The organism is Collimonas rhizosphaerae, from assembly GCF_038896935.1.
GTDB lineage: Bacteria > Pseudomonadota > Gammaproteobacteria > Burkholderiales > Burkholderiaceae_D > Collimonas > Collimonas rhizosphaerae.
The window spans coordinates 285,976-307,036 of sequence record NZ_JBANDC010000004.1 but is presented as its reverse complement, the minus strand read 5'-3'; the positions used below and the strand labels follow the sequence as shown (position 1 = coordinate 307,036).

General features: G+C 58.1%; 20 protein-coding genes. 15 read left to right on the top strand and 5 right to left on the bottom strand.

Annotated elements, in window-relative coordinates:
• Nucleotides 1–657 (top strand): protein-methionine-sulfoxide reductase heme-binding subunit MsrQ, encoded by a 657-nt coding sequence (locus tag V8G57_RS07730; protein ID WP_092395059.1) that lies wholly within the window; start codon nucleotides 1–3, stop codon nucleotides 655–657.
• On the opposite strand, the gene V8G57_RS07725 is transcribed toward V8G57_RS07730, so the two are convergent.
• The 3 genes from V8G57_RS07725 to lptM are packed head-to-tail and all read right to left on the bottom strand — an operon-like array spanning nucleotide 624 to nucleotide 2,947.
• Nucleotides 624–1,391, bottom strand: a complete 768-nt coding sequence (locus V8G57_RS07725; RefSeq protein ID WP_342828879.1) for a transporter — start codon at nucleotides 1,389–1,391, stop codon at nucleotides 624–626. The two genes, V8G57_RS07730 and V8G57_RS07725, sit on opposite strands and share 34 nt — an antisense overlap.
• Nucleotides 1,392–1,411: 20 nt before the next feature.
• Nucleotides 1,412–2,698: a diaminopimelate decarboxylase gene (lysA, locus tag V8G57_RS07720; protein ID WP_342828878.1), complete on the bottom strand. Its 1,287-nt coding sequence runs from the start codon at nucleotides 2,696–2,698 to the stop codon at nucleotides 1,412–1,414.
• Nucleotides 2,699–2,707: 9 nt separating this feature from the next.
• Nucleotides 2,708–2,947, bottom strand: coding sequence for an LPS translocon maturation chaperone LptM (gene lptM, locus V8G57_RS07715; protein ID WP_342828877.1), 240 nt, complete (start codon nucleotides 2,945–2,947; stop codon nucleotides 2,708–2,710).
• Between the two features lie 41 nt (nucleotides 2,948–2,988).
• Here lptM and cyaY point away from each other — a divergent pair, with 41 nt between their 5' ends.
• The 6 genes from cyaY to V8G57_RS07685 all read left to right on the top strand — a co-directional run bounded on the left by cyaY (nucleotide 2,989) and on the right by V8G57_RS07685 (nucleotide 8,767).
• Nucleotides 2,989–3,315 (top strand): iron donor protein CyaY, encoded by a 327-nt coding sequence (gene cyaY / locus V8G57_RS07710; RefSeq protein ID WP_342828876.1) that lies wholly within the window; start codon nucleotides 2,989–2,991, stop codon nucleotides 3,313–3,315.
• Nucleotides 3,316–3,622: 307 nt separating this feature from the next.
• Entirely contained in the window at nucleotides 3,623–4,642 is a 1,020-nt protein-coding gene (locus V8G57_RS07705) for an MORN repeat-containing protein (RefSeq protein WP_342828875.1), read from the top strand.
• A gap of 134 nt (nucleotides 4,643–4,776) precedes the next feature.
• Nucleotides 4,777–5,292: a hypothetical protein gene (locus V8G57_RS07700; RefSeq protein WP_254784947.1), complete on the top strand. Its 516-nt coding sequence runs from the start codon at nucleotides 4,777–4,779 to the stop codon at nucleotides 5,290–5,292.
• Between the two features lie 34 nt (nucleotides 5,293–5,326).
• On the top strand, nucleotides 5,327–6,460 hold the full coding sequence (locus V8G57_RS07695; protein WP_342828874.1) for a DUF2827 domain-containing protein: 1,134 nt from the start codon (nucleotides 5,327–5,329) through the stop codon (nucleotides 6,458–6,460).
• Nucleotides 6,461–6,488: 28 nt separating this feature from the next.
• Entirely contained in the window at nucleotides 6,489–7,634 is a 1,146-nt protein-coding gene (locus V8G57_RS07690) for a DUF2827 domain-containing protein (RefSeq protein ID WP_342828873.1), read from the top strand.
• Nucleotides 7,631–8,767, top strand: coding sequence for a DUF2827 domain-containing protein (locus V8G57_RS07685; protein ID WP_342828872.1), 1,137 nt, complete (start codon nucleotides 7,631–7,633; stop codon nucleotides 8,765–8,767). The genes V8G57_RS07690 and V8G57_RS07685 overlap by 4 nt, the downstream gene beginning before the upstream one ends.
• A 62-nt stretch (nucleotides 8,768–8,829) precedes the next feature.
• Here the strand turns inward: V8G57_RS07685 and V8G57_RS07680 are convergent, their stop codons facing one another.
• Nucleotides 8,830–11,202, bottom strand: a complete 2,373-nt coding sequence (locus tag V8G57_RS07680) for a penicillin-binding protein 1A (protein ID WP_342828871.1) — start codon at nucleotides 11,200–11,202, stop codon at nucleotides 8,830–8,832.
• A 374-nt stretch (nucleotides 11,203–11,576) separates the two neighbouring features.
• Between V8G57_RS07680 and V8G57_RS07675 the strand changes: the two genes are divergently transcribed.
• The 8 genes from V8G57_RS07675 to V8G57_RS07640 all read left to right on the top strand — a co-directional run bounded on the left by V8G57_RS07675 (nucleotide 11,577) and on the right by V8G57_RS07640 (nucleotide 20,450).
• Nucleotides 11,577–12,656, top strand: a complete 1,080-nt coding sequence (locus V8G57_RS07675) for a pilus assembly protein PilM (protein WP_254784950.1) — start codon at nucleotides 11,577–11,579, stop codon at nucleotides 12,654–12,656.
• Nucleotides 12,656–13,354, top strand: coding sequence for a PilN domain-containing protein (locus V8G57_RS07670; protein WP_342828870.1), 699 nt, complete (start codon nucleotides 12,656–12,658; stop codon nucleotides 13,352–13,354). Before V8G57_RS07675 ends, V8G57_RS07670 begins: the two co-directional genes overlap by 1 nt.
• On the top strand, nucleotides 13,354–14,010 hold the full coding sequence (locus V8G57_RS07665; RefSeq protein WP_092394502.1) for a type IV pilus inner membrane component PilO: 657 nt from the start codon (nucleotides 13,354–13,356) through the stop codon (nucleotides 14,008–14,010). The genes V8G57_RS07670 and V8G57_RS07665 overlap by 1 nt, the downstream gene beginning before the upstream one ends.
• Nucleotides 14,007–14,555, top strand: coding sequence for a pilus assembly protein PilP (locus tag V8G57_RS07660; RefSeq protein ID WP_425458247.1), 549 nt, complete (start codon nucleotides 14,007–14,009; stop codon nucleotides 14,553–14,555). The genes V8G57_RS07665 and V8G57_RS07660 overlap by 4 nt, the downstream gene beginning before the upstream one ends.
• Before the next feature lie 68 nt (nucleotides 14,556–14,623).
• Nucleotides 14,624–16,720, top strand: coding sequence for a type IV pilus secretin PilQ (locus V8G57_RS07655; protein ID WP_342828942.1), 2,097 nt, complete (start codon nucleotides 14,624–14,626; stop codon nucleotides 16,718–16,720).
• 63 nt (nucleotides 16,721–16,783) lie between these two features.
• A complete protein-coding gene (aroKB, locus tag V8G57_RS07650; protein ID WP_342828868.1) occupies nucleotides 16,784–18,508 on the top strand; it encodes a bifunctional shikimate kinase/3-dehydroquinate synthase AroKB in 1,725 nt (574 codons plus the stop codon).
• Entirely contained in the window at nucleotides 18,505–19,668 is a 1,164-nt protein-coding gene (locus V8G57_RS07645; RefSeq protein WP_092394514.1) for a deoxyguanosinetriphosphate triphosphohydrolase, read from the top strand. Before aroKB ends, V8G57_RS07645 begins: the two co-directional genes overlap by 4 nt.
• 92 nt (nucleotides 19,669–19,760) lie before the next feature.
• Entirely contained in the window at nucleotides 19,761–20,450 is a 690-nt protein-coding gene (locus V8G57_RS07640) for a DUF4197 domain-containing protein (RefSeq protein ID WP_254784952.1), read from the top strand.
• A gap of 109 nt (nucleotides 20,451–20,559) precedes the next feature.
• Here the strand turns inward: V8G57_RS07640 and hpf are convergent, their stop codons facing one another.
• Nucleotides 20,560–20,910, bottom strand: coding sequence for a ribosome hibernation-promoting factor, HPF/YfiA family (gene hpf / locus V8G57_RS07635; RefSeq protein ID WP_061532045.1), 351 nt, complete (start codon nucleotides 20,908–20,910; stop codon nucleotides 20,560–20,562).
• Between the last annotated feature and the right edge of the window lie 151 nt (nucleotides 20,911–21,061).

The following is a 21,061-nucleotide window of genomic DNA, read 5'->3' as shown; positions in this document are numbered from 1 at the left end:
ATGTTCAATCCGGCACCCGGGCAATTCAAATTCCTGAAAGCTTTCCTGTTCGCACTGGCGTTGCTGCCCGCGGCGCGGCTGCTGCTGTTCGGTTTTACCGATCGCCTGGGCGCCAACCCCATCGAATTCATCACGCGCAGCAGCGGCGACTGGACTCTCTATTTTATTTGCATCACCTTGGCGGTGACGCCGCTGCGGCGATTCACCAGCTGGAACTGGCTCGTCAAATTGCGGCGCATGCTGGGTTTGTTCGCCTTCTTTTATGCCTGCCTGCATTTCACGACGTTCCTCTGGTTCGATCATTTCTTCGATGTCGGCGAGATGCTCAAGGATGTCGTCAAACGCCCGTTCATTACCGTCGGCTTCATTGCTTTCGTCCTGCTGATACCGCTTGCGCTGACCAGCACCAACGGCATGATCCGCCGCCTTGGAGGCAAGCGCTGGCAATGGCTGCATCGCAGCCTGTATGGGGTTTCGATGCTGGGCATCCTGCATTTCTGGTGGATGCGCGCCGGCAAGCACAATTTTGAAAAGCCGATCGTGTTCGGGACTATCGTTGCCGCGTTGCTGCTGGTGCGCGTGTACTTCGCCCTGCGTAACCGCAGCAGCCAGCGGGCCGCGCTTCAAAAGCGCCAGGTCACGCCGACGCCGAGCTGACGCTGGGTTTGCGCTGCGCAGGCGCCGCAGCCGAGGCCGAATTTGATGCCGGCGTCCAGGTCAAGGTTGGGATTGGGTGAATAGATCACGCCGGTCAAGATGAAACCGGGATTGCTGCTGCTGTGGCGGTCGCCGCTGCTGTCGCTGGCGCGTTCTGTATTGCTGACGATGCCGGTGTCGAATGCCAGGCTCCACTTCGGATTCACCGCATATAGCGCAGAAGCAGAAGCGCGCCAGACCACGCTGCGGTTGGCTTGCTGGTCGGCCAGCAAGCGATAGCGGTTGTAATAGGCCGCCAGGTTGCCGCTGAATGCCCAGGAGTCGATCTGGTAGCTGCCGATCAGCGTCAACGACATGCTGCCGCGGCCGTGGCCCAGTCCCCGGTTCGGATCGCCGCTGGGCAGCGTCAGTTCCGGTTTAAGGCCAAGGCTGAAATCGCCATCCTCGAACAGGCGCCATTTGACGCCTAGCGCGACGTCGTTGATGCCGGATGGACTGGATAGCGTCGCCGGCGGATTGGCATACACGTCGAGATTCTTCAGCAAGCCGTAGGTGTAGGTGAAATTCACCACGTGGCTATGGATGGCGTCCTGGCGCAGCCAGTCAGTGTTCAATTCGACCTGGCGGTTGCCGCTGTCCTGGGTGCTGGTATCGTCGGTCACCAGCGGATGGGCGGCGTGCGCGGCCTGGATCAGGAAACAGGAAGATATGGCGCTGAGCATGAACTGTCGCATGGTCTTCCTGTGCTCTTGGCTTAAGGCGATATGAGCGATTCCAGGGCAAACAGGTCGGCCGGATTTTCGCGCTGGCGGATCAGGTGTACCTGGGCGCCATCCACCATCACTTCAGCCGCCCGGCCGCGGGTATTGTAGTTGGACGACATCGTCATGCCGTAAGCGCCGGCCGACATCAGCGCCAGCAGGTCGCCTGCTTCGATTGCCAGCGAACGGGAACGCGCCAGCCAGTCGCCCGACTCGCATACCGGCCCGACCACATCGTATACCTGGGCTTCCGTGCTGCGCTGGCCGACGGTCTGCACGCCGTGCCAGGCCTCGTACAATGCCGGCCGCATCAAGTCGTTCATGGCAGCATCCACCACCGCAAAATTCTTGGCTTCGGAATGCTTCAGGTACTGGACTTCGGTCAGCAGGATGCCGGCATTGCCGACGATCGAACGGCCCGGTTCAAACATCACTTTGATCGGCGCGCCCTGGTATTTTTCTTCGCGCCAGGCATTGATGCGGGCAAACAGGCGGGCCAGGTAGTCGCCGATCACGACCGGCTGTTCATCGTCATAGGTGATGCCGATGCCGCCGCCGATATCCAGGTGGTGCAAATGAATGCCTTCGCTGGCCAGCTGGTCGACCAGCTCGATCAGCTTGTCCAGCGCTTCCAGCATCGGCGCGTCGTCCAGCAGCTGCGAACCGATATGGCAATCGATTCCCGCCACATCGATATGCGGCAGCGCGGCGGCAGTACGGTAGCAGGACAGGGCGTCGTCATACGCTACGCCGAATTTGTTTTCCTTGAGGCCGGTCGAGATGTAAGGGTGGGTCTTGGCTTCGACGTCGGGGTTGACGCGCAGCGAGATGGCCGCGCGTTTACCCATGGCGCCGGCGACTTCGTTCAGGCGGTGCAGCTCCGGAATCGATTCCACGTTGAAGCAGAGGATGTCGTGCGACAGGGCCAGGCGCATTTCCTCGCGCGATTTGCCGACGCCGGAAAAAATCACCTTGGACGGATCGCCGCCGGCAGCGATTACGCGCAATAATTCGCCTCCCGAGACGATGTCGAAACCAGAGCCGAGCTGGTTCAGCAATTGCAGCACCGCCAGGTTGGAATTGGATTTGACCGAATAGCAGATCAGTGCGCCGTCCGCTTCACGGCTGTGTTGTTTGCAGGCGTTCGCGTAAGCTGAAAAATTGGCTGTCAGCGCGGCCTTGGAGTAGACATAGGTCGGGCTGCCAAATTGCTGCGAAATAGCGTTTAGCGCGACGTTTTCAGCGTGCAGGACGCCATTCTTGTATGAAAAATACGACATAAGGGCAGCTTATTTGGTGGTGGCGGGTGTTGTTGGCATGTCCACGGCTTCCGGCCGCGCAGGAGTCATGGTTTCATCAGATGTCGCCGGAGCAACATTTGGCTTGGCCGGCGCTGTCCTGACGATAGGCGGCGGCAGCTTGGCCGGCATGAACAGCGGGCCTTTCTGGCCGCACGCAGCCAGGCTGAGCGTAGCGGCGACCACGGCGACGATCACGGGAATACGCGGCAAATCAAAAATGGGCTTCACGGATTAGAATCACAGTTTAACGAAATGGATTGGAGTGTAGCATGACAGAATCAGAATTCCTGGCCGCGGCAGAGGCTGCCTTGGGCAAGATCGAGACGGCGCTGGAGCAGGCTGCCGACCATACCGACCTGGATGTGGAGTGCAGCCGCAGCGGCAATGTGCTGGAGATTGAATTTGTCGACAATGGCAGCAAGATTATCGTCAACAGCCAGGCGCCGATGCAGGAATTGTGGATTGCGGCCAAATCCGGCGGCTTCCACTACCGGCAAAAGGGAGATGCCTGGATTAACACACGTGACGGCTCAGAGTTCTTTGCTGCCTTGTCGGCCATGATCAGTTCCCAAGGCGGGGTATCGATAACGCTGTAAGTTTTTATTGACGGAGAAGCTGGGCAAGAGATATTCCAGGCTGCATTTGTCGTAAGATATGAACAATACAATATTATTTTGATACCGGTTTGCTTTTGGGCTGGGGGGAAACTGTATCAAGGAGAGTTGTTCAACGCTTCTCAACCATCGATAGCCACCAATGAACACGATGATAATCAGGGATTCGGAAGAACCAAGTGATTGGCGTGACGGCTTTGCCTGCAGCGAGGCAAGCGACTATCGATCCCCATCGAGGCGGATGCGGGCTGGCCTGAACACCGTTTTTTTATTTGGCGCATTGCTATCCATGACGAAGCCGGTCGAGGCCGCCAATGTTCCCGCCGCTGTCAGCGCAGCCAACCTGAACAATCCGGTGGGCAGTAATGTGGCTGAAACACCCAGGCACTGGATTGCCGATACCAGCAATGGCTGTAAAGTATGGAGCCCGGAGCCGCTCGCCGAGGGCATTACAGCGCGCTGGAGCGGGGGCTGCGAGAACGGCCTGGCGCAGGGACCGGGAACGGTGCGCTGGATGAGCAACAACAAGCAGGTGGCAGAGCTGACAGGCGCCATGGAGCAAGGAAAAATGCGCGGCCATACCACCGGTGTTGAAGAGCCGGGCAACCGCTTTGACGGCATGTTCATCGATTCGCTGCCGGAAGGCGAGGGCAAGGCCAGCTTTGCCGATGGCACCACTTATAGCGGGATATGGCATCGCGGCCGTCAGCTGGGCTATGGAGTCATGACTTTTCCCCCTGCCCACCCGCAGTACCAGGAGATGCTGAACGACGGTAAAGGCAGGAAAGCGGAGAATGGCATTTACGTGCTGCGCGGCTGGTGGGAGGGTAAAACCTTCGTGATCCCATGCGATAGTGAAGAAGAATGTGAAAAGGCCGTGGTGGCCTTGATGAAGCGTGAGCAAGCCGCCGCAGCGGCCAAGGCGGGTACCCCCGTGGCGCCTGCATCGGCGCCGACGCCGGCCATCCCCGCCATGGCCCCTGCGGTAACGGTGCCAGAGTTGCCCCCCATGAAGCCGCTTACCCCCGCCACGGAACCTGTCCCGGCAACACCGGCGCCCGGCGCGCCCGATGTCGAGCCGGCGCCGGTGCCTGCCGCAACGGCGCCAGATCCCGGACCGCCTGTCGCGGAGCCGGCCGCCGTGCCGCCGATTTCAGCGCCGGCGATTCCCGCCGCCGAGCCCGGCGAGCCTGTGCCGCAGGTCGCCCCCGATACGGTGCCTGCTGTCATGCCGGCGCCTGAGGCAACAACGCCCGCTACCACGGATGCCGGACCTGGCGTCCCGCTTTTTACAAACGGATCTAGCTGATGATGCATGCACCACCTATTTTGAAAGCAGGCGAACCAAGTGATTCAACCAGTCCATCGAGGACATGCCGGCGGCCATGGGCGGCATTGTTCTGTACCGCTCTTATATTGACGATGCCGGCCACACACGGGCAAATGAAATCCGACCTGCCTGGCGCCAAAGCCGCTGCCGCAGCGCCGAAGAACTTGCTGGCGGAAGCAGCGCGCAGCGTCGGCGTCAAGCAATGCCAGCCAGCCGTCACGCGCTTGTCGGCGCTGGCTATCAACGGCACCAGCGCCCACGATGTGCTGGTGGACTGGGACCGCGCCCACCCGGATCGCGGGCCGTTCTTTTCCCTGACCGGGATCGAATATGCCGGCGCATCGGCGGCAGTATCGATTACGGCGGTGCCGCAGGATGGCGGCGCATGTTCGGTGGCCGCGGAGCGCATTTCCATCGCCCCGTATTCATGCAAGAGCATTGCCGATACCGAATTGAAAGGCTACAGCGCCACACCTTTGCTGCCGACTTTCACGGTATATGTGTCGCCGGCCGAGCCAGGCGGTTCGGTCTCTCTGGTGGATTCGCCGCCGGGCTGCCTGATCATCCGGCGCTATGTGCAATACAACTGGACCGAGCAGACCAAAATGGCGGCGCCGGCGCGCAAATGACAAACACGATACACCCTTAATTTGAATCCAAGACATGAACACAGGCACCTTGCGTATCGGCATCACCATCGGTTTGCACCAGGAAAACGAATCGTTATGGAACAACGGCATCAAGCAGAATGCCGTATACCTGGCCGAAACCTTAAAGCAGTGCCCGAGCGTTGCATCGGTGCATCTGGTGAATACCACCGCGGTTGCCATCACCGCGGCGCTGCCGTGGGACCAGGCGCGCTGGCCGACGGTCAGCTTCGAGCAGGCCAAGGACAACCTGGATGTGCTGATCGAACTCGGCGGCCAGATCAGCGCTGACCAGACCGCCTACCTGAAGACGCAAGACTGCCGCTTGATATCCTACTGCTGCGGATTCGAGTATGTGCATGTGATGCAATCGGTATTGTTCAACCGGCCGATGTGGGGTTACGACCTGTTCGTCAACCAGCGCTACGATGCGATCTGGATGGTGCCTCAGGTCGCCACCAACAGCCAGTCTTACTTCGAAACCCTGCGCCGGCGGCCGGCGCAAGTGGTGCCGTTTGTGTGGGACCCGATTTTCGTCAACCAGCGCAGCCAGGGTTTTGACCATCACGGCGAATATCGCCCGCGCCCCGGCCCCAAGCGGCTGACCGTGATGGAGCCGAATAACGATATCGTGAAATTCTGCATGTATCCGGCATTCATTGCCGAAGAAGCCTATCGGCAGCAGCCGCAAAATATCGAGATTCTGCAGGTCACCAATGCCGAGCGCCTGGCGCGCGAGAGCAAGGAGTTCATTGCAGTGATGAACCAGCTCGATATCGTGCGCCAGCACAAGGCAGTGTTCCTCGGGCGTTTCGATACACCGCAATTCCTGAGCCAGATGACCGATGTAGTGATTTCCCACCAAATCGAGAATGCGCTGAATTATTTTTATTTCGACGTCTGCTGGCAAGGTTATCCACTGGTGCATAACGCTTATATGTGCAGCGACCTCGGCTACTACTACGAAGGCAATAACGTGAAAGACGGCAGTCGCAGGTTGCTCGAAGTATTGGGTACGCATGACGGCGGCTGGCAGGATTATCTGGCGCGCCAACGGCAGGTGTTGAACCGTTACCTGCCCGGCAGTCCGCAAGTCACGGTGGAATATGAGCGCTTACTGGCCGCATTGCTGGAACAGCCGATTGTATGAACCAATGATTTTCAATCTTTCCTAATTCATGAAAAAAATCAACGTAGGCATCTCCATCTTTCCCGTCCAGGGCGCGCAGCTTTGGTCCAACGGCCTCAACCAGAACCTGGCGTTCCTGGTGCTGCTGTTGCAGCAGAGTCCGCAAGTCGGCCGGGTGTTTTTATTGAACGGCGGCGCGCTTGACCATATGCCTGAGGCGATGGGATTGAATGGGCTGGAAGCGCCCCTGGTGAAACCGGAGGATGTCACCTTCGAACTTGATGTCGTGATCGAAATGGGCGCGCAATTGCCGCTGGAATGGTTGCGTCACGTGCGCGCGCTGGGCGTCAAGATCATCACTTTTTTTGTCGGCCACACTTATGCCGACAATGCCGAAGCGCCGATGTTCGACCGTCCCAGCGGCCAGATCTTCAACGGTACGCCTTGGCATGAGATATGGACGCTGCCGCAATTCATGAAAAGCAGCGGGCCATTGCTGCGCACCGTGTCGCGGGTGCCGGTGTTTTCCATACCGCACATCTGGTCGCCGCTGTTTATCCAGCAGCATGTCGATGTGGTTGAAAAAGGCGGCCATCAATTCGGTTACCAGGCCAGGACCGGCGCCGACCGCCCTGGCTGGCGCACGGCGATTTTCGAGCCGAATATATCGGTCGGCAAAAACTGCTTTATCCCGATGCTGGTATGCGAGCAGGCTTACCGCCTGGACCAGCGCTCGGTGAGCATGATGATGGTCATGAACACGGTGCATATGAAAGAGCATCCAACCTTCAACCGTTTCGCCATCAATCTCGATCTGACCAGGCATCATAAGGCCAGTTATGAGCCGCGCGTGGCGTTTGTCGAATGCATGGCGCAGCAGAAGATGGACGCCGTGGTCTCGCATCATTGGGAGTGGGGCTTGAATTACCTGTATTACGACACGCTCTACGGGGGCTATCCGCTGATACATAATTCGGAATACCTGAAGGCCGGCGGCGTCGGCATCTTTTATCCGGATTTCGAAGCCAGCGCCGGCGGCCATGCCTTGCTCGACGCCTGGAACCAGGAGCCTGAATTCTGGGACGACTATAAAAAAGCGGGAGCGGCTTACCTGAGCAAGCTCGATCCGGTACGCCCCGAGAACGTGGACGCATTTGTGAAAAGACTACAGCACACCACGGAGGGCCAGTCATGAACCACCCTCTGCCACAACGCAAGCTGCGCGTCGGAGTGACGCTGTATGTACGTCCCGGACCGCAATCGATCTGGGAAAACGGTATCTTCCAGAACTGCGCATTCCTGGTGCAGCTGTTCAACCAGTCGCCTGCAGTCGAACGCGCAGTGCTGGTGCTGGACGGCCAGACCGACCAGGTCAACGACGCCATGATGATGGGTGACCTGGGAATCGACATGATCGGCCTGGAACAGGCCATGGAAACCCTGGACGTCGTGATTGAAATGAGCGCCCAGCTGAACGAAGACTGGGTCAGGAGATTCCGCGAGCGCGGCGGGCGTTACGCCTGGATGCGGGTCGGCAATGACTACGTGATCGACGTTGAACGCGCGATATTCGACAAGCCGCATGGCGGCCTGTGCAGCGACAAGCCCTACGACGCGGTGTGGACCTTGCCGGAGTACCTGCGCAGCTGCAAGGATTATTTCAGCCTGACGGCGCGGGCGCCGGTGCACATCGTGCCGCACCTGTGGACGCCGCTGTTCTTTGCAAAAGGCATCGCTACCTTGCCCAGCCATCTCAGCTATGGCTACCAGCCTGGCAAGCCGCGCTGGCGGGTGTGCAGCTTCGAGCCAAACGTCTGCATGGTGAAAACCTCGCTGCTGCCGATGCTGGCCTGCGAAGAGGCATATCGTGCGCAACCGGGATTCCTGCAGCACCTGAGCGTCTGCAACACCTTGCATCTGAAAGAGCACCTGAAGTTCTCGCAGTTCGCGCGTGCATTGGATGTGGTGAATCACGGCCTGGCGTCGTTCGAAGGGCGCTTCGCGGTGTACGAGTTCATGGCCAATTATGGCGACTGCATCATTTCGCATCACTGGGAAAACGGCCAGAACTACCTGTACTACGAAGCTTTGTACGGCGCCTATCCGCTGATCCACAATTCGGAATTCATCAAGGACTACGGCTACTATTACCCGGAGTTCGATTCCTACGCCGGCGGCCAGGCGGTACTGCAGGCGTTTGCCACGCATGACGCCCAGCTGGAGGATTACCGGCGCCATGCGCAGACCTTGCTGCGTACGCTGGATGTGAGCTTGCCGGAGAATATTGAAATCTATACCCGGCGCTTGCTGGACCTGTATTCAAATTGAACAAGGCTTCCCTGGATTGCCAGGGAAGCCTTGTTGTCTGTCCGGCCGCCTGCCCGGTTTGATCAGAACAATTCGTTCTTGACTTCGTCCCTGGCTTTTTCTTCTTCCGTCGGCGCTGTGGTGCCGACGCCGAGGCTTTGGGTGGCGATGCCAGGTGGGTATTCTGCGTAATAATATTCGCCGCCGGAATGGACCAGGCCTTCCGGCACCGCACGCTCTTCTGTCGGTACACCTTTCAATGCCTGCTGCATGAAGCTGATCCAGATCGGTAGCGCCAGGCCGCCGCCGGTTTCCTTGTCGCCCAAGGTGCGCGGCTGGTCGTAGCCCATCCAGCCGACCGCCACCAGCGACGGCTGGTAGCCGGCAAACCAGGCGTCCAGCGAGTCGTTGGTGGTGCCGGTCTTGCCGGCCAGGTCGGTACGGTTGAGCGACAGCGCCTTGACTGCGGTGCCGTAGCGCACCACGTCGCGCATCATGCTGTCCATCATGAAGGCATTGCGCGGGTCGATGATGCGGTTGGCTTCATCGCCTGCGGTTTCCGGATGCACCTGCGACAATACGTTGCCGTTGGCGTCGGTAATCTTGCTGATGATGTAGGGACTGACCTTGTAGCCGCCATTGGCAAATACCGCATAGCCGCCCACCATTTGCAGCGGCGTCACCGCGCCGGCGCCCAGGGCCAGGGTCAGGTAGGGCGGATTTTTGTCAGCATCAAAGCCGAAACGCGTCACATATTCCTGTCCGTATTTGGCGCCGATCTTGTCCAGGATGCGCACCGAGACCACGTTCTTCGACTTGGTCAGCGCCTTGCGCATGCTCATCGGACCTTCATATTTGTTGCCGTAGTTCTTCGGCTGCCAGATCTGGCCGCCGGTCTGGCCGCCGCCATAGCTGAGCGGCGCATCATTGATGATGGTGGCCGGCGACAAGCCCTTTTCCAGCGAGGCGGAATAAATGAAGGGTTTGAACGACGAGCCCGGCTGGCGCCAGGCCTGGGTGACGTGGTTGAATTTGTTGCGGTTGAAATCGAAGCCGCCGATCAGGGCGCGGATGGCGCCATCCTTGGTGTCGGCCGCGACAAAGGCCGATTCCACCGCCGGCATCTGGGTAATGGTCCAGTTTTTACCGTCCAGCATGACGCGGATGATGGCGCCGCGCTTGACCTTGCGTTGCGGCGGCGCTTTGTCGCTCAGCAGGTTGGTGGCGATGCCCAGGCCGGCGCCGCTGATGCTGATTTCCTGGCCCGATGACAGCACCGCGCGCACCAGTTTCGGATTTGCCTCCAGCACCACCGCAGCGACGATTTCATCGCTGTCGGGATGGTCGGCCAGCTCCACTTCGATCGCGTCTTCAGCTTCTTCCTTGGTGCCGTCGGGGATTTCCATATAACCCTCGGGGCCGCGGTAGCCGCGCCGCTTTTCGTAATCCATGACGCCACGGCGCAGCGCTATATACGCTGCATCCTGGTCCGCCTTGGTGATGGTGGTGAAGACGTTGAGCCCAAGCGTATAAGTATTTTCCTTAAATTGTTCGTACACCAGCTGCCGCGCCATTTCAGCGACGAATTCGGCATGGATGCCGAATTCGCTGGCGCCGGTCTTGATGTGCAAGGCTTCATTCTTGGCCTGTTCATACTGCGTCGGGCTGATGTAGCCCAGCTGCAGCATGCGCAGCAGGATGTACTGCTGGCGCACCGTCGCCCGTTTCGGATTGACGACCGGATTGTTGGCCGACGGCGCCTTCGGCAGGCCGGCCAGCATCGCCGCTTCCGCGGTGGTGATGTCTTGCAGCCGCTTGCCAAAATAGATTTGCGCTGCAGAGGCAAAACCGTAGGCGCGCTGGCCCAGGTAAATCTGGTTCATGTAGACCTCGAGGATCTGGTCCTTGCTCAGGTTGCGCTCGATTTTCCACGCCAGCGGAATTTCATACAGGAATTTGCGCGATGCTTTCTGGAAGAAGGTCGGCTCGTTGCTGGTCAGGAAAAAATTGCGGGCGACCTGCTGGGTGATCGTGCTGGCGCCGCCGCCGCCGCCGGTCAGGTTGGAAAAACTGGCGCGCAAGATACCCTGGTAGTCAACTCCGCCATGCTGGTAAAAACGATCATCTTCAATCGCCAGTACGGCTTTTTTCATGACATCGGGAATCTCGTTGATGTGAACCAGGCTGCGCCGCTCTTCACCGAATTCGCCAATCAGCACGCCGTCGGCCGAAAAAATGCGCAGAGGAATCTTGGGTTTGTAGTCGGTGAGCGAATCGAGTTCCGGCAAATTCGGGTAAGCCATCGCCAGCATCAGGAAAAAAGTTAGGCAGCCGATAACAGCCAGGCCGACAACGATGCCAAAAAAGCCAAGCAGGAGCCGTAGCAGCAGCGGCAAGCGACGGCGCGAAGGAGAGGGGTACTGCTGGGTGTCGCTGGCTGTGTCTGGAGGCGTCATTCGATGCGTTTTATGAAAGATGGATGCCACGCATTATAACGGCACAGCCCTTGGCTCAAAACTTGCTCTGCATCATGCGTTCTTGATGAACCGCAAACTACGTTGCGAAATTCAGACAGAAATTGTCGATAAAAACCAAATTTGGACCGGTGAGGGCGCTATGGAGCGGTTTTTTGCACTACTTAAACAATTTCCCTGTGGAAAATTTCTTTACAGTAGGCCCCTCTTATTGCTACGATTTCACGTTACAAAATTTAACATTGCTGTAAGCCCTGTTTTACAGGTTTTTCCTAACTTCGAGACGGTATCCCGCTAATGCGACCGCCTTGCAGGCAGAATGTTCCCCAAATAATACATACTCGGGAGAAATGCTCTTGGCATTAGATCTTGGATCGCTGATCGGTAAAAAGAACCCGCCTCTGGTGGGGATTGATATAAGCACGTCGGGCGTCAGGCTGGTTGAGCTGTCGGAGACGGGCAAGGATCAATTGCGCCTGGAGCGCTATGCCTCGGAACCGTTGCCGCGCGGCGCGGTGGTGGATGGCAATATTGAAAACATCGAGCAAGTCACGGAAGTGGTGCGGCGGCTGTGGAAAAAAAGCGGCTCGAGCACCAGGCTGGTGGCTCTGGGCATGCCGCCGGCGTCGGTGATTACCAAAAAGATCATCCTGGCCAGCGGCATGCTGGAAGAAGAGCTGGAGATGCAGGTCGAATCCGAGGCCAGCCAATATATTCCATTTGCTTTGGATGAAGTCAGCCTTGATTTTGACGTGATCGGCCCGGCGCAGCATTCGCCGGAGGACGTTGAAGTGCTGCTGGCGGCGACCCGCAAGGAAAAGGTCGAAGACCGGGTGGCGGTGGCGGAGGCTGCCGGCCTCAAGCCGACCGTGATGGACATCGAGTCCTACGCGGCGCGCGCCGCGATCAACCGCATCATCGGGCAGTTGCCGAAAGCCGGGCAGGGGCAGATTGTCGGCCTGTTCCAGATTGGCACGCAAACCACGCATGTGTCGGCCTTGCTGGATGGCCAGCTGATTTATGAGCGCGAGCAGCCGTTTGGCGGCAACCAGCTGACCCAGGACATCGTGCGCGCCTACGGCCTTTCGTATGAAGAGGCGGAAACAAAAAAACGCAACAATGACCTGCCTGAAGGCTACGAGCGCGAGATTCTCAATCCGTTCCTGGAGAGCGCTGCGCTGGAAGTCACGCGGGCGATCCAGTTCTTCTTTACCTCGACGCCATATACCCGCCTCGACCAGCTGTTCCTGGCCGGCGGATGCGCCACTATTCCGGGCCTGGTTGAAGTGGTGGCCGGGCGCGCCAAGATTTCCACTTCGGTGGTCAGTCCTTTCACCGGCATGCAACTGGGGCCGAATGTGCGGGAAAAACAATTACGCATGGATGCACCGTCTTACCTGGTTGCCTGCGGCCTGGCCATGCGGAGGTTTGGCTGATGATCAAGATTAATCTACTGCCGCACCGCGAAGCCAAGCGCAAGCAGCGCAAGAATACTTATTTCGCCATGTTGCTGCTGTCGGCAATCGTGGGCCTGGTAGTGGTGTTGCTGGTCGGCGCATTCTTCGCCAACAGCATCTCCAACCAGACCGAACGCAATCGTTTCATTACGGCGGAGAACACCCGTCTTGATGGAGAAATCAAGGAAGTCGCCACCCTCAAGCAGGAAATCGAAGCGTTGAAGGCGCGCCAGCAAGCCGTCGAGGATTTGCAAAGCGATCGCAACCAGCCCGTGTACCTGATGGATGAGCTGGTCAAGCAGGTGCCGGAAGGCGTGTACCTGAACTCCCTCAAGCAGGAAGGCCAGCGGGTAGCGTTGAATGGTTATGCCCAATCGAATGAGCGGGTGTCGGAGCTGCTGCGTAACCTGGGTAACAATTCGGCCTGGCTGGAACGCCCTGACCTGATTGAAATCCGTTCCGCCAATATCGGTGGTACTGGCCGCGACAGCAAGCGTGTTTTCGCTTTCACTGTCAATGTCGGCATCAAGCGACCGTCTGACAAGGACGCCAAAGATGCGGCAGGCGTTCCTGCGGCAGGCGTTCCTGCCGCAGGAACGCCAAAAACGGCGGCAGCTGCTGCAACCGGCGCCGGCGCTGCAACCGCGCCCAAAGCAACCTTGAAAGACGCCAAGTGATGGATATGAATAATTTGAGCGCCTCGCTGAGCGCGCAATTCCGCGGACTGAATGGCCGCCATCCCGGCCAATGGCCGATAGTTCCTCGCGTGCTGTCTGGCGTGGCAGTGTTCCTGCTGGTGCTGCTGGTGGGCTGGTATTTTTACTGGAGCGACCAGCAGGATGAGCTGAACGCCGGTGAACAGAAGGAAGTGCAGCTGAAAGAGCAGTACAAATCCAAGATCCAGCAAGCGATCAACCTGGATGCTTTGCAAAAGCAAAAACTGCAGGTGGCGGATTATGTCGCTACGCTGGAGAAGCAACTGCCTAGCAAAGCCGAAATGGATGCCTTGCTGTCCGATATCAACCAGGCCGGCCTGGGGCGCGGCCTGCAGTTTGAATTGTTCAAGCCAGGCCAGGTGGTGGTGAAGGATTACTACGCCGAGCTGCCGATCAATATCAAGGTAACCGGCAATTATCACGATGTCGGCTCATTTGCCAGCGACATCGCTAACCTGCCGCGCATCGTGACCTTGAACAACATGAATCTGACAGCCGGCAAGGATGGAGCGCTGAGCCTGGACGCGATTGCCAAGACCTTCCGCTATCTGGACAAGGACGAAGTGGCGGCACAGCGCAAGGTCGCCGATACAGCTAAGCAGAAAGGTCAAAAATGACGTTTTTTCGCATTGGGCGTCTGACCCAGGTGACATTTTTTGTCGTATTTATCTCAACTTTGTCAGGTTGTGGTGACAGCGGTATACAGGAATTGAAAGAGTGGATGGCTGACGTCAAGAGCCATACCAAGGTCGGGATACCGAAGCTGAGCGAACCGAAGAAGTTCATTCCCTTTACTTATGCCGGTGCGACCAGCATCGATCCCTACAATCCCAGCAAGCTGCTGGTGGCGCTGGCCAAGCTGCAAGGCAAGTCAAACGGCCTGAAGCCGAATATGGACCGGCGCCGTGAAACGCTGGAAAACTATCCGCTGGACACCATCAAGATGGTGGGGACGTTGCAAAAAGTGGGTTTGAGCTATGTCTTGCTGCAAGTCGACAAGACCGTGTTCCAGGCCAAAGTGGGGAATTACATAGGGCAGAATTTCGGCATGGTCACCGGCATCACTGAGTCCGAGGTAATTTTGAAAGAAATCGTACAAGATGCGTCCGGCGAATGGGTCGAGCGCGAAGCCAAGTTAGCGTTGCAGGAGAGCACAAAATGATTGCAGCAGGAAAAAAATTCGTTAACCTGAGCGTGAGCCGGCTGAGCGTGGTTCGGCAAAAAGCCTTGATGTTGGGTGCGCTGCTGTGTTTGCTGGTATCAGGGGCGCCGGCAATGGCGGCGGAAGATAATGCGATCACTTCGATCAACGCTAACCAGCAAGGCAGCAATGTCATTGTCAAGATCAGCTTCAAGCGTCCGCTGGCTACGCAGCCGACGGCGTTTGCCGTGATCAGCCCGGCGCGCATCGCTTTCGATTTCATCGGGGTTGGCAATGCTACCGGCAAGACATCGCAAGACATCAGCATGGGCGACGTGCGCAATGTGGTGGTGGCGCAAGCTGACGACCGCTCACGCCTGGTGTTCAACCTGAAACGTTCTTTGTCGTACGCTACCGCGATGGACGGCAATTCCCTGATCGTCACCATCGACGGTTCTGGCGGCCTGGCGACGCCGGTCAATGCTGCCGGCATGCCGGTACGTCCCGCGGCAGCCGCAGCTGCACCTGTGGCCGCGGCGCCAGCCCCTGCAGCATTGCTGAACGGGAAACCCGCCCTGCGCGATATCGATTTCCGTCGCGGCACCGCGGGTGAAGGCCGAGTTGTGATTGACCTGCCGAATACCCAGGTTGGTGTCGACGTCCGCCAGCAAGGCCAGACAATTGTGGTGGATTTCTTGAAAACCAGCTTGCCGGATGTCTTGCGCCGCAAGCTTGATGTCGGTGATTTTGGTACTCCGGTCAAAACCATCACTACCGTCACGCAAGGTGAAAATGTACGCATGATCATCGAGCCGAAAGGTCTTTGGGAGCAGAGCGCTTACCAAAGCGACAGCCAGCTGGTGATCGAAGTCAAACCGATCAAGGAAGACCCGAACAAGCTGGCACAGGGCGCGCAGGGATATCGCGGCGACAAGCTTTCCCTGAATTTCCAGAACGTGGAAGTGCGTTCGGTGCTGCAGGTGATTGCTGACTTTACCGGCCTGAACATCATTACCAGCGATACCGTCGGCGGCAACCTGACCCTGCGCCTTAAAGATGTTCCTTGGGACCAGGCTTTGGATATCGTGATGCAGGCCAAAGGTCTGGACATGCGCAAGAACGGTTCTGTCATCTGGATCGCACCGAAAGACGAATTGCTGACTAAAGAAAAACTGGAACTTGAGCAGCGTTCGCAAATCGCCGAACTGGAGCCTCTGCGCACAGAGTCCTTCCAATTGAATTATCAGAAAGCTGAAGCCTTCAAGAAAGTGTTCGGGATTGATGATGCCGGCAGTGGGGGCAAGAAAAATAGCATTCTGTCAAATCGTGGCAGTGCTGTGATCGATCCTCGCACTAACCAATTGTTCGTTACCGATACGCCGACCATTCTGCAGAATATCCGCAATCTGGTGCAAAAGATCGATATCGCATCGAGACAGGTCTTGATCGAAGCCCGCATGGTGGAAGCGAATGATGGCTTTAGCCGTAATCTCGGCGCCAAGCTTGGTTTTGGCTTTAATGGCAAAAATGTCACTGCAGGCGGCACTCAAACCGCGACGGCGTCGACTGGCACGCTTCCAATCATAGGAGGAAATTCGGTGAATTTGCCGGCCAATCCTAGCACTGGCACGGCAGGTTCGCTGGCTTTGACCCTGTTCAATTCCGCTGCATCGAAATTCATCAGCCTGGAGTTGTCGGCGCTGGAAGCGGACGGGCAAGGCAAGATCATTTCCAGTCCGCGCGTTGTCACGGCTGACCAGCAGAAGGCTCTGATTGAACAAGGTGTTGAAATTCCATACCAAAACGCCACCAGCAGCGGAGCCACATCGGTTGAGTTCAAGAAAGCTAACCTGAAACTGGAAGTTGTGCCGCAAATCACTCCTGACGGCAATGTCATTTTGACAGTAGATGTGACGAATGACAGCGTCGGCGCCACGGTTCCAGGCGGTGTGGCTATCAATACCAAGCATGTCCAGACCCAGGTCCAGGTTGAAAATGGCGGGACGGTGGTGATTGGCGGTATTTATACCCAGACGATTTCAAACGATATTACTAAAGTGCCACTGCTTGGAGATATTCCGGTTCTGGGTTATCTTTTCAAACAAACGGCAGTTGTTAACAAACGAACTGAATTATTGATTTTCCTGACACCGAAAATCGTCATCGACCGGCTCGCTGGGCATTAATTGCACAGAAGACACCGGCCTGGCGCCGGTGTCTGTATTTTGAGCAAAAGGTTGAGTGGTGAAATGGTGCGGTACACAGGCAATATCTTTCTGGTAGGCCTGATGGGCGCGGGCAAGACTACGGTTGGCCGCGCTCTGGCAAAAAAACTCAACAAGCTATTCATTGATTCGGATCACGAAATCGAGGCGCGTACCGGCGTCTCGATTCCTTTGATTTTCGAGATAGAAGGCGAAGAGAGCTTCCGCCAGCGCGAGACGGAAGTGATACGCGACCTCAGCGGCAGGCGCGGCATCGTGCTGGCCACCGGCGGCGGCGCTGTCATGCGGCCGGAAAACCGCGAATACCTGAAAAACCGCGGCACCGTGATTTACTTGCGTGCCAGCATCCACAACATCCTGCAGCGCACCAGCCGCGACAAGAACCGGCCGCTATTGCAAACAGCCGATCCGCGCCGGCGCCTGGAAGAACTGTCACGGCAGCGAGAGCCGTATTATCGCGACGTGGCCGACATTGTCATCGACACTGGCCGACCTAACGTACAATTCCTGGTACACAGCATCCTGAGCCAGCTGGAACTGCTGCCCGACGAGCCTGAAGCAGGATCGGGCACGGTTAGCCAGGCTGGCGCTATCACCCCTATTTCAGCAAATTCTTTTATGAACCAGCAGTCGCCCCCTCCGGCCCCGGCGCCGACCATCACGCTCCAGGTAGAACTGGGCGAGCGCAGCTACCCGATCGAGATCGGACCGTCGCTGCTGAACGACCGTGAGCGGATTGCGCGCCTGATCATCGGCAAGCAGGTCGCCGTGGTGACCAACACTACCGTCGCGCCGCTGTACCTGCAAGGGTTTAGCCAGGCGTTGAAAGACGCCGGCAAGAGCGTGCTGGAAATCATATTGCCGGACGGCGAAGAAGAAAAGAACTGGGCCAGCCTGATGCAGATCTTCGATCGGCTGCTGAGCGCAAAATGCGGCCGCAAGACGACCTTGATCGCCCTGGGCGGCGGCGTTATCGGCGACCTTACCGGTTTCGCTGCTTCGGCCTACATGCGCGGCGTGCCGTTCGTGCAGATCCCGACTACCCTGCTGGCGCAGGTCGATTCCTCGGTGGGCGGCAAGACCGGCATCAACCACCCGCTCGGCAAAAACATGATCGGCGCCTTCTACCAGCCGCAGGCAGTGATCGCCGATACCATGACCTTGCACAGCCTGCCTGAGCGCGAGCTGTCGGCCGGGCTGGCGGAAGTGATCAAATACGGCGCGGTGATCGACGCCGAATTCTTCAAATGGATAGAGAGCAATATCGGCAAGCTGATGGCGCGCGATAACGTTGCCCTGGCTTACGCCATCCGCCGCTCCTGCGAGCTGAAAGCCGACGTGGTCAGGCAAGACGAACGCGAAGGCGGCTTGCGCGCCATCCTGAATTTCGGCCATACCTTCGGCCATGCGATCGAGTCCGGCCTGGGCTACGGCAAATGGCTGCATGGTGAAGCGGTCGGTTGCGGCATGGTGATGGCGGCTGACCTGTCGCACCGGCTTGGGCACATCAGCGCCGTCGACAAGGAACGCGTCAGTGCGCTGGTGCGCGCCGCCGGCCTGCCGACCGAGGCGCCCAACCTCGGCGCTCAGCGCTGGCTGGAGCTGATGCAGGTCGACAAAAAGAACGAAGACGGCCAGATCAAGTTCATCCTGATGAACCCCTTGGGCGGCCATCTGGTCACCGGCGTGCCGCAAGAAGCACTGCTGGCGACGCTGCAGCAGCTAGCCTCGGGAGATTTGCCGCGATGAACCCGGAAGCGCTTCTCGCTCAACCTCTCGCCCCCTATGCCGCACATTCTGGGCTGTCGCGAGGACGCCTGTTCGAGGAAACGCCACCTAGCGCCCGCAGCGAGTTCCAGCGCGACCGCGACCGCATCATCCATTGCACCGCATTCCGCCGCCTGGAATACAAGACCCAGGTTTTCGTCAACCATGAGGGCGACCTGTTCCGCACGCGCCTGACGCACAGCATTGAAGTGGCGCAAATCGCCCGTTCGATTGCGCGCAACCTGCAACTGAACGAAGATTTGGTTGAGGCGATTTCACTGGCCCACGACCTGGGGCATACGCCATTCGGCCATGCCGGCCAGGATGCCCTGAATGACTGCATGGAGGCGCATGGCGGCTTCGAACACAACCTGCAGAGCCTGCGGGTGGTCGACAAGCTGGAGCAGCGCTACGGCGCTTTTGACGGCCTGAACCTGATGTTCGAGACCCGCGAGGGCATCCTGAAGCACTGTTCGCTGGCCAACGCCAGGAAGCTGGGCGATATCGGCGAGCGCTTCATCCAGCGCAAGCAGCCGAGCCTGGAGGCGCAAGTCGCCAACCTGGCCGACGAGATTGCCTACAACAACCACGATGTCGACGACGGATTGCGTTCGGGCCTGCTGACGCTGGAGCAGATGAACCAGATAGATTTTTATGCAACCCACAGCCGCGAGGTCGAGCGGCTGTACCCTGGCCTCGGCGGGCGCCGCGCGATCAATGAAACGGTGCGGCGCATGATCAACGCCTTGATCACCGACCTGATCCAGACCTCGCAGCAGCGCATCCTGGATGCCCGCCTGCAGAGCGTTGACGAGGTGCGCAATGCGCCGCCCCTGATTGCATTTTCCGACGGCATGGCGCAACAGGCAGCGCTGCTGAAGCGCTTCTTGCGCGAAAACCTGTACCGCCACTACCTGGTCAATCGCATGACGGCCAAGGCGCGCCGCATCGTCGCCGAACTGTATGCCTGTTTCAGCGCCGAGCCGACCTTGCTGCCGCCCGACTATCAGCTGGGCCAGCCCGGCACGGCCGGAGCAAGCCCGCAGGCGCGCGCGATCGCCGATTACATCGCCGGCATGACCGACCGTTACGCGATACGCGAGCACAGGCGTTTGTTCCTGGTAGACGAAGGCCATCTCTGACATGCGTACCACAGGGATTTCCGGTCCCTTGCTCTAAACGCAACAAGTTAGGGTAGACTTTGTCGTTTTCCAATCATTTCATGAGGATCGTTATGCGCCGCGTATACCAAACAGCAGTGACCCTGACCCTGGCAGTAACCGCTTCCGCCGCGCTTGCCTTGTCCTTAAGCGACTTGAGCAACCAGGACGCCAGCAGCGGCCTGAAAGCTGCGCTGCAAAAAGGCGCGGATGTCGCGGTGTCCAAACTGGGCGTCGAGAATGGCTTCCTGAACAACGACAAGGTCAAGATCGGCTTGCCCAGCGTGCTCGATAAAGCCATGCCGCTCTTGAGGATGACCGGCCAGGGACAGAAACTGGACGACCTGGTGGTGTCGATGAACCATGCCGCGGAACAGGCAGTGCCGTTGGCCAAGCCGCTGCTGTTGAATGCAGTGAAATCGATGTCGGTGACGGATGCAAAAAACATCCTGACCGGCGGCGATACTTCGGTGACAGACTTCTTCAAGGCAAAGACTTCGGCGCAACTGGGCCAGAAATTCCTGCCTATCGTCAAAGGCGTGACCGACCGCAACGGCTTGTCGGCGCAATACAATTCGGTCATGGGGCAAGTCGGCAAGACCGGCATGGTGCCAGCCCAGCAAAGCACCGTTGAAGGTTACGTCACGCAGCGTGCGCTGGACGGCCTGTACACCATCATCGGCGACGAAGAGAAAGCGATACGGCAGGATCCGGTCGGCGCCGGCAGCGCGATTATCGGCAAGGTGTTCGGCGCATTGAAATAAGGACGCGCCGCAGCGATAAACAATAATATGGTTTGACAATAACAAAGGGCGCATTGACTGCGCCCTTGTTCATTTATTGGCGCGAGCCACACAGCTCGCGCAGGTCGGATCAGGTCGCGGCGGGGAGTTCTTCCGGCAGGTGCTTGATGGCATCATGCTGGTGGTCTTGCATCTTGTCCTTGTATTTGATCACCTGGCGATCGAGCTTGTCGATCAGGGCGTCGATGGCGGCGTAAAGATCGTGGGCAATGCTTTCGGCATGCAAATCTTTTCCTTTTACGCGCAGGTTGATTTCCGCTTTTTGGCGTTTTTCTTTTTCAGTAATCTTGTCGACCGTCAGGATCACGCTGATATCGATGACCTGGTCGAAATGGCGTTTGATACGCTCTAGTTTGCTTTGTACGTATTCGCGAATGGCAGGGGTTAACTCGAGGTGATGCCCACTGATGGTGAAGTTCATACAGCGCTCCTATCAAGAATATTGCTGGCGGTCCGGAGCTGGATACGCAGGATCTTTAGGCGGACGGTCCGAAAACAGACAGTCCTGGCAAGAACCAATGAAACCCGCTTCGTCTGGACACAGCAAGGGTAAGCTTTACAATCAAACCAGA

Excerpts from the sequence above, each read along its gene's own strand:
- V8G57_RS07685 (WP_342828872.1), top strand. The coding sequence starts at position 7,631 with ATGAACCACCCTCTGCCACAACGCAAGCTGCGCGTCGGAGTGACGCTG.
- V8G57_RS07645 (WP_092394514.1), top strand. The coding sequence starts at position 18,505 with ATGAACCCGGAAGCGCTTCTCGCTCAACCTCTCGCCCCCTATGCCGCA.
- V8G57_RS07680 (WP_342828871.1), bottom strand. The coding sequence starts at position 11,202 with ATGACGCCTCCAGACACAGCCAGCGACACCCAGCAGTACCCCTCTCCT.
- V8G57_RS07730 (WP_092395059.1), top strand. The coding sequence starts at position 1 with ATGTTCAATCCGGCACCCGGGCAATTCAAATTCCTGAAAGCTTTCCTG.
- V8G57_RS07640 (WP_254784952.1), top strand. The coding sequence starts at position 19,761 with ATGCGCCGCGTATACCAAACAGCAGTGACCCTGACCCTGGCAGTAACC.
- hpf (WP_061532045.1), bottom strand. The coding sequence starts at position 20,910 with ATGAACTTCACCATCAGTGGGCATCACCTCGAGTTAACCCCTGCCATT.
- V8G57_RS07690 (WP_342828873.1), top strand. The coding sequence starts at position 6,489 with ATGAAAAAAATCAACGTAGGCATCTCCATCTTTCCCGTCCAGGGCGCG.
- V8G57_RS07665 (WP_092394502.1), top strand. The coding sequence starts at position 13,354 with ATGGATATGAATAATTTGAGCGCCTCGCTGAGCGCGCAATTCCGCGGA.
- V8G57_RS07660 (WP_425458247.1), top strand. The coding sequence starts at position 14,007 with ATGACGTTTTTTCGCATTGGGCGTCTGACCCAGGTGACATTTTTTGTC.
- lysA (WP_342828878.1), bottom strand. The coding sequence starts at position 2,698 with ATGTCGTATTTTTCATACAAGAATGGCGTCCTGCACGCTGAAAACGTC.
- V8G57_RS07695 (WP_342828874.1), top strand. The coding sequence starts at position 5,327 with ATGAACACAGGCACCTTGCGTATCGGCATCACCATCGGTTTGCACCAG.
- V8G57_RS07705 (WP_342828875.1), top strand. The coding sequence starts at position 3,623 with ATGACGAAGCCGGTCGAGGCCGCCAATGTTCCCGCCGCTGTCAGCGCA.
- V8G57_RS07655 (WP_342828942.1), top strand. The coding sequence starts at position 14,624 with ATGTTGGGTGCGCTGCTGTGTTTGCTGGTATCAGGGGCGCCGGCAATG.
- V8G57_RS07670 (WP_342828870.1), top strand. The coding sequence starts at position 12,656 with ATGATCAAGATTAATCTACTGCCGCACCGCGAAGCCAAGCGCAAGCAG.
- cyaY (WP_342828876.1), top strand. The coding sequence starts at position 2,989 with ATGACAGAATCAGAATTCCTGGCCGCGGCAGAGGCTGCCTTGGGCAAG.
- aroKB (WP_342828868.1), top strand. The coding sequence starts at position 16,784 with ATGGTGCGGTACACAGGCAATATCTTTCTGGTAGGCCTGATGGGCGCG.
- V8G57_RS07700 (WP_254784947.1), top strand. The coding sequence starts at position 4,777 with ATGAAATCCGACCTGCCTGGCGCCAAAGCCGCTGCCGCAGCGCCGAAG.
- V8G57_RS07725 (WP_342828879.1), bottom strand. The coding sequence starts at position 1,391 with ATGCGACAGTTCATGCTCAGCGCCATATCTTCCTGTTTCCTGATCCAG.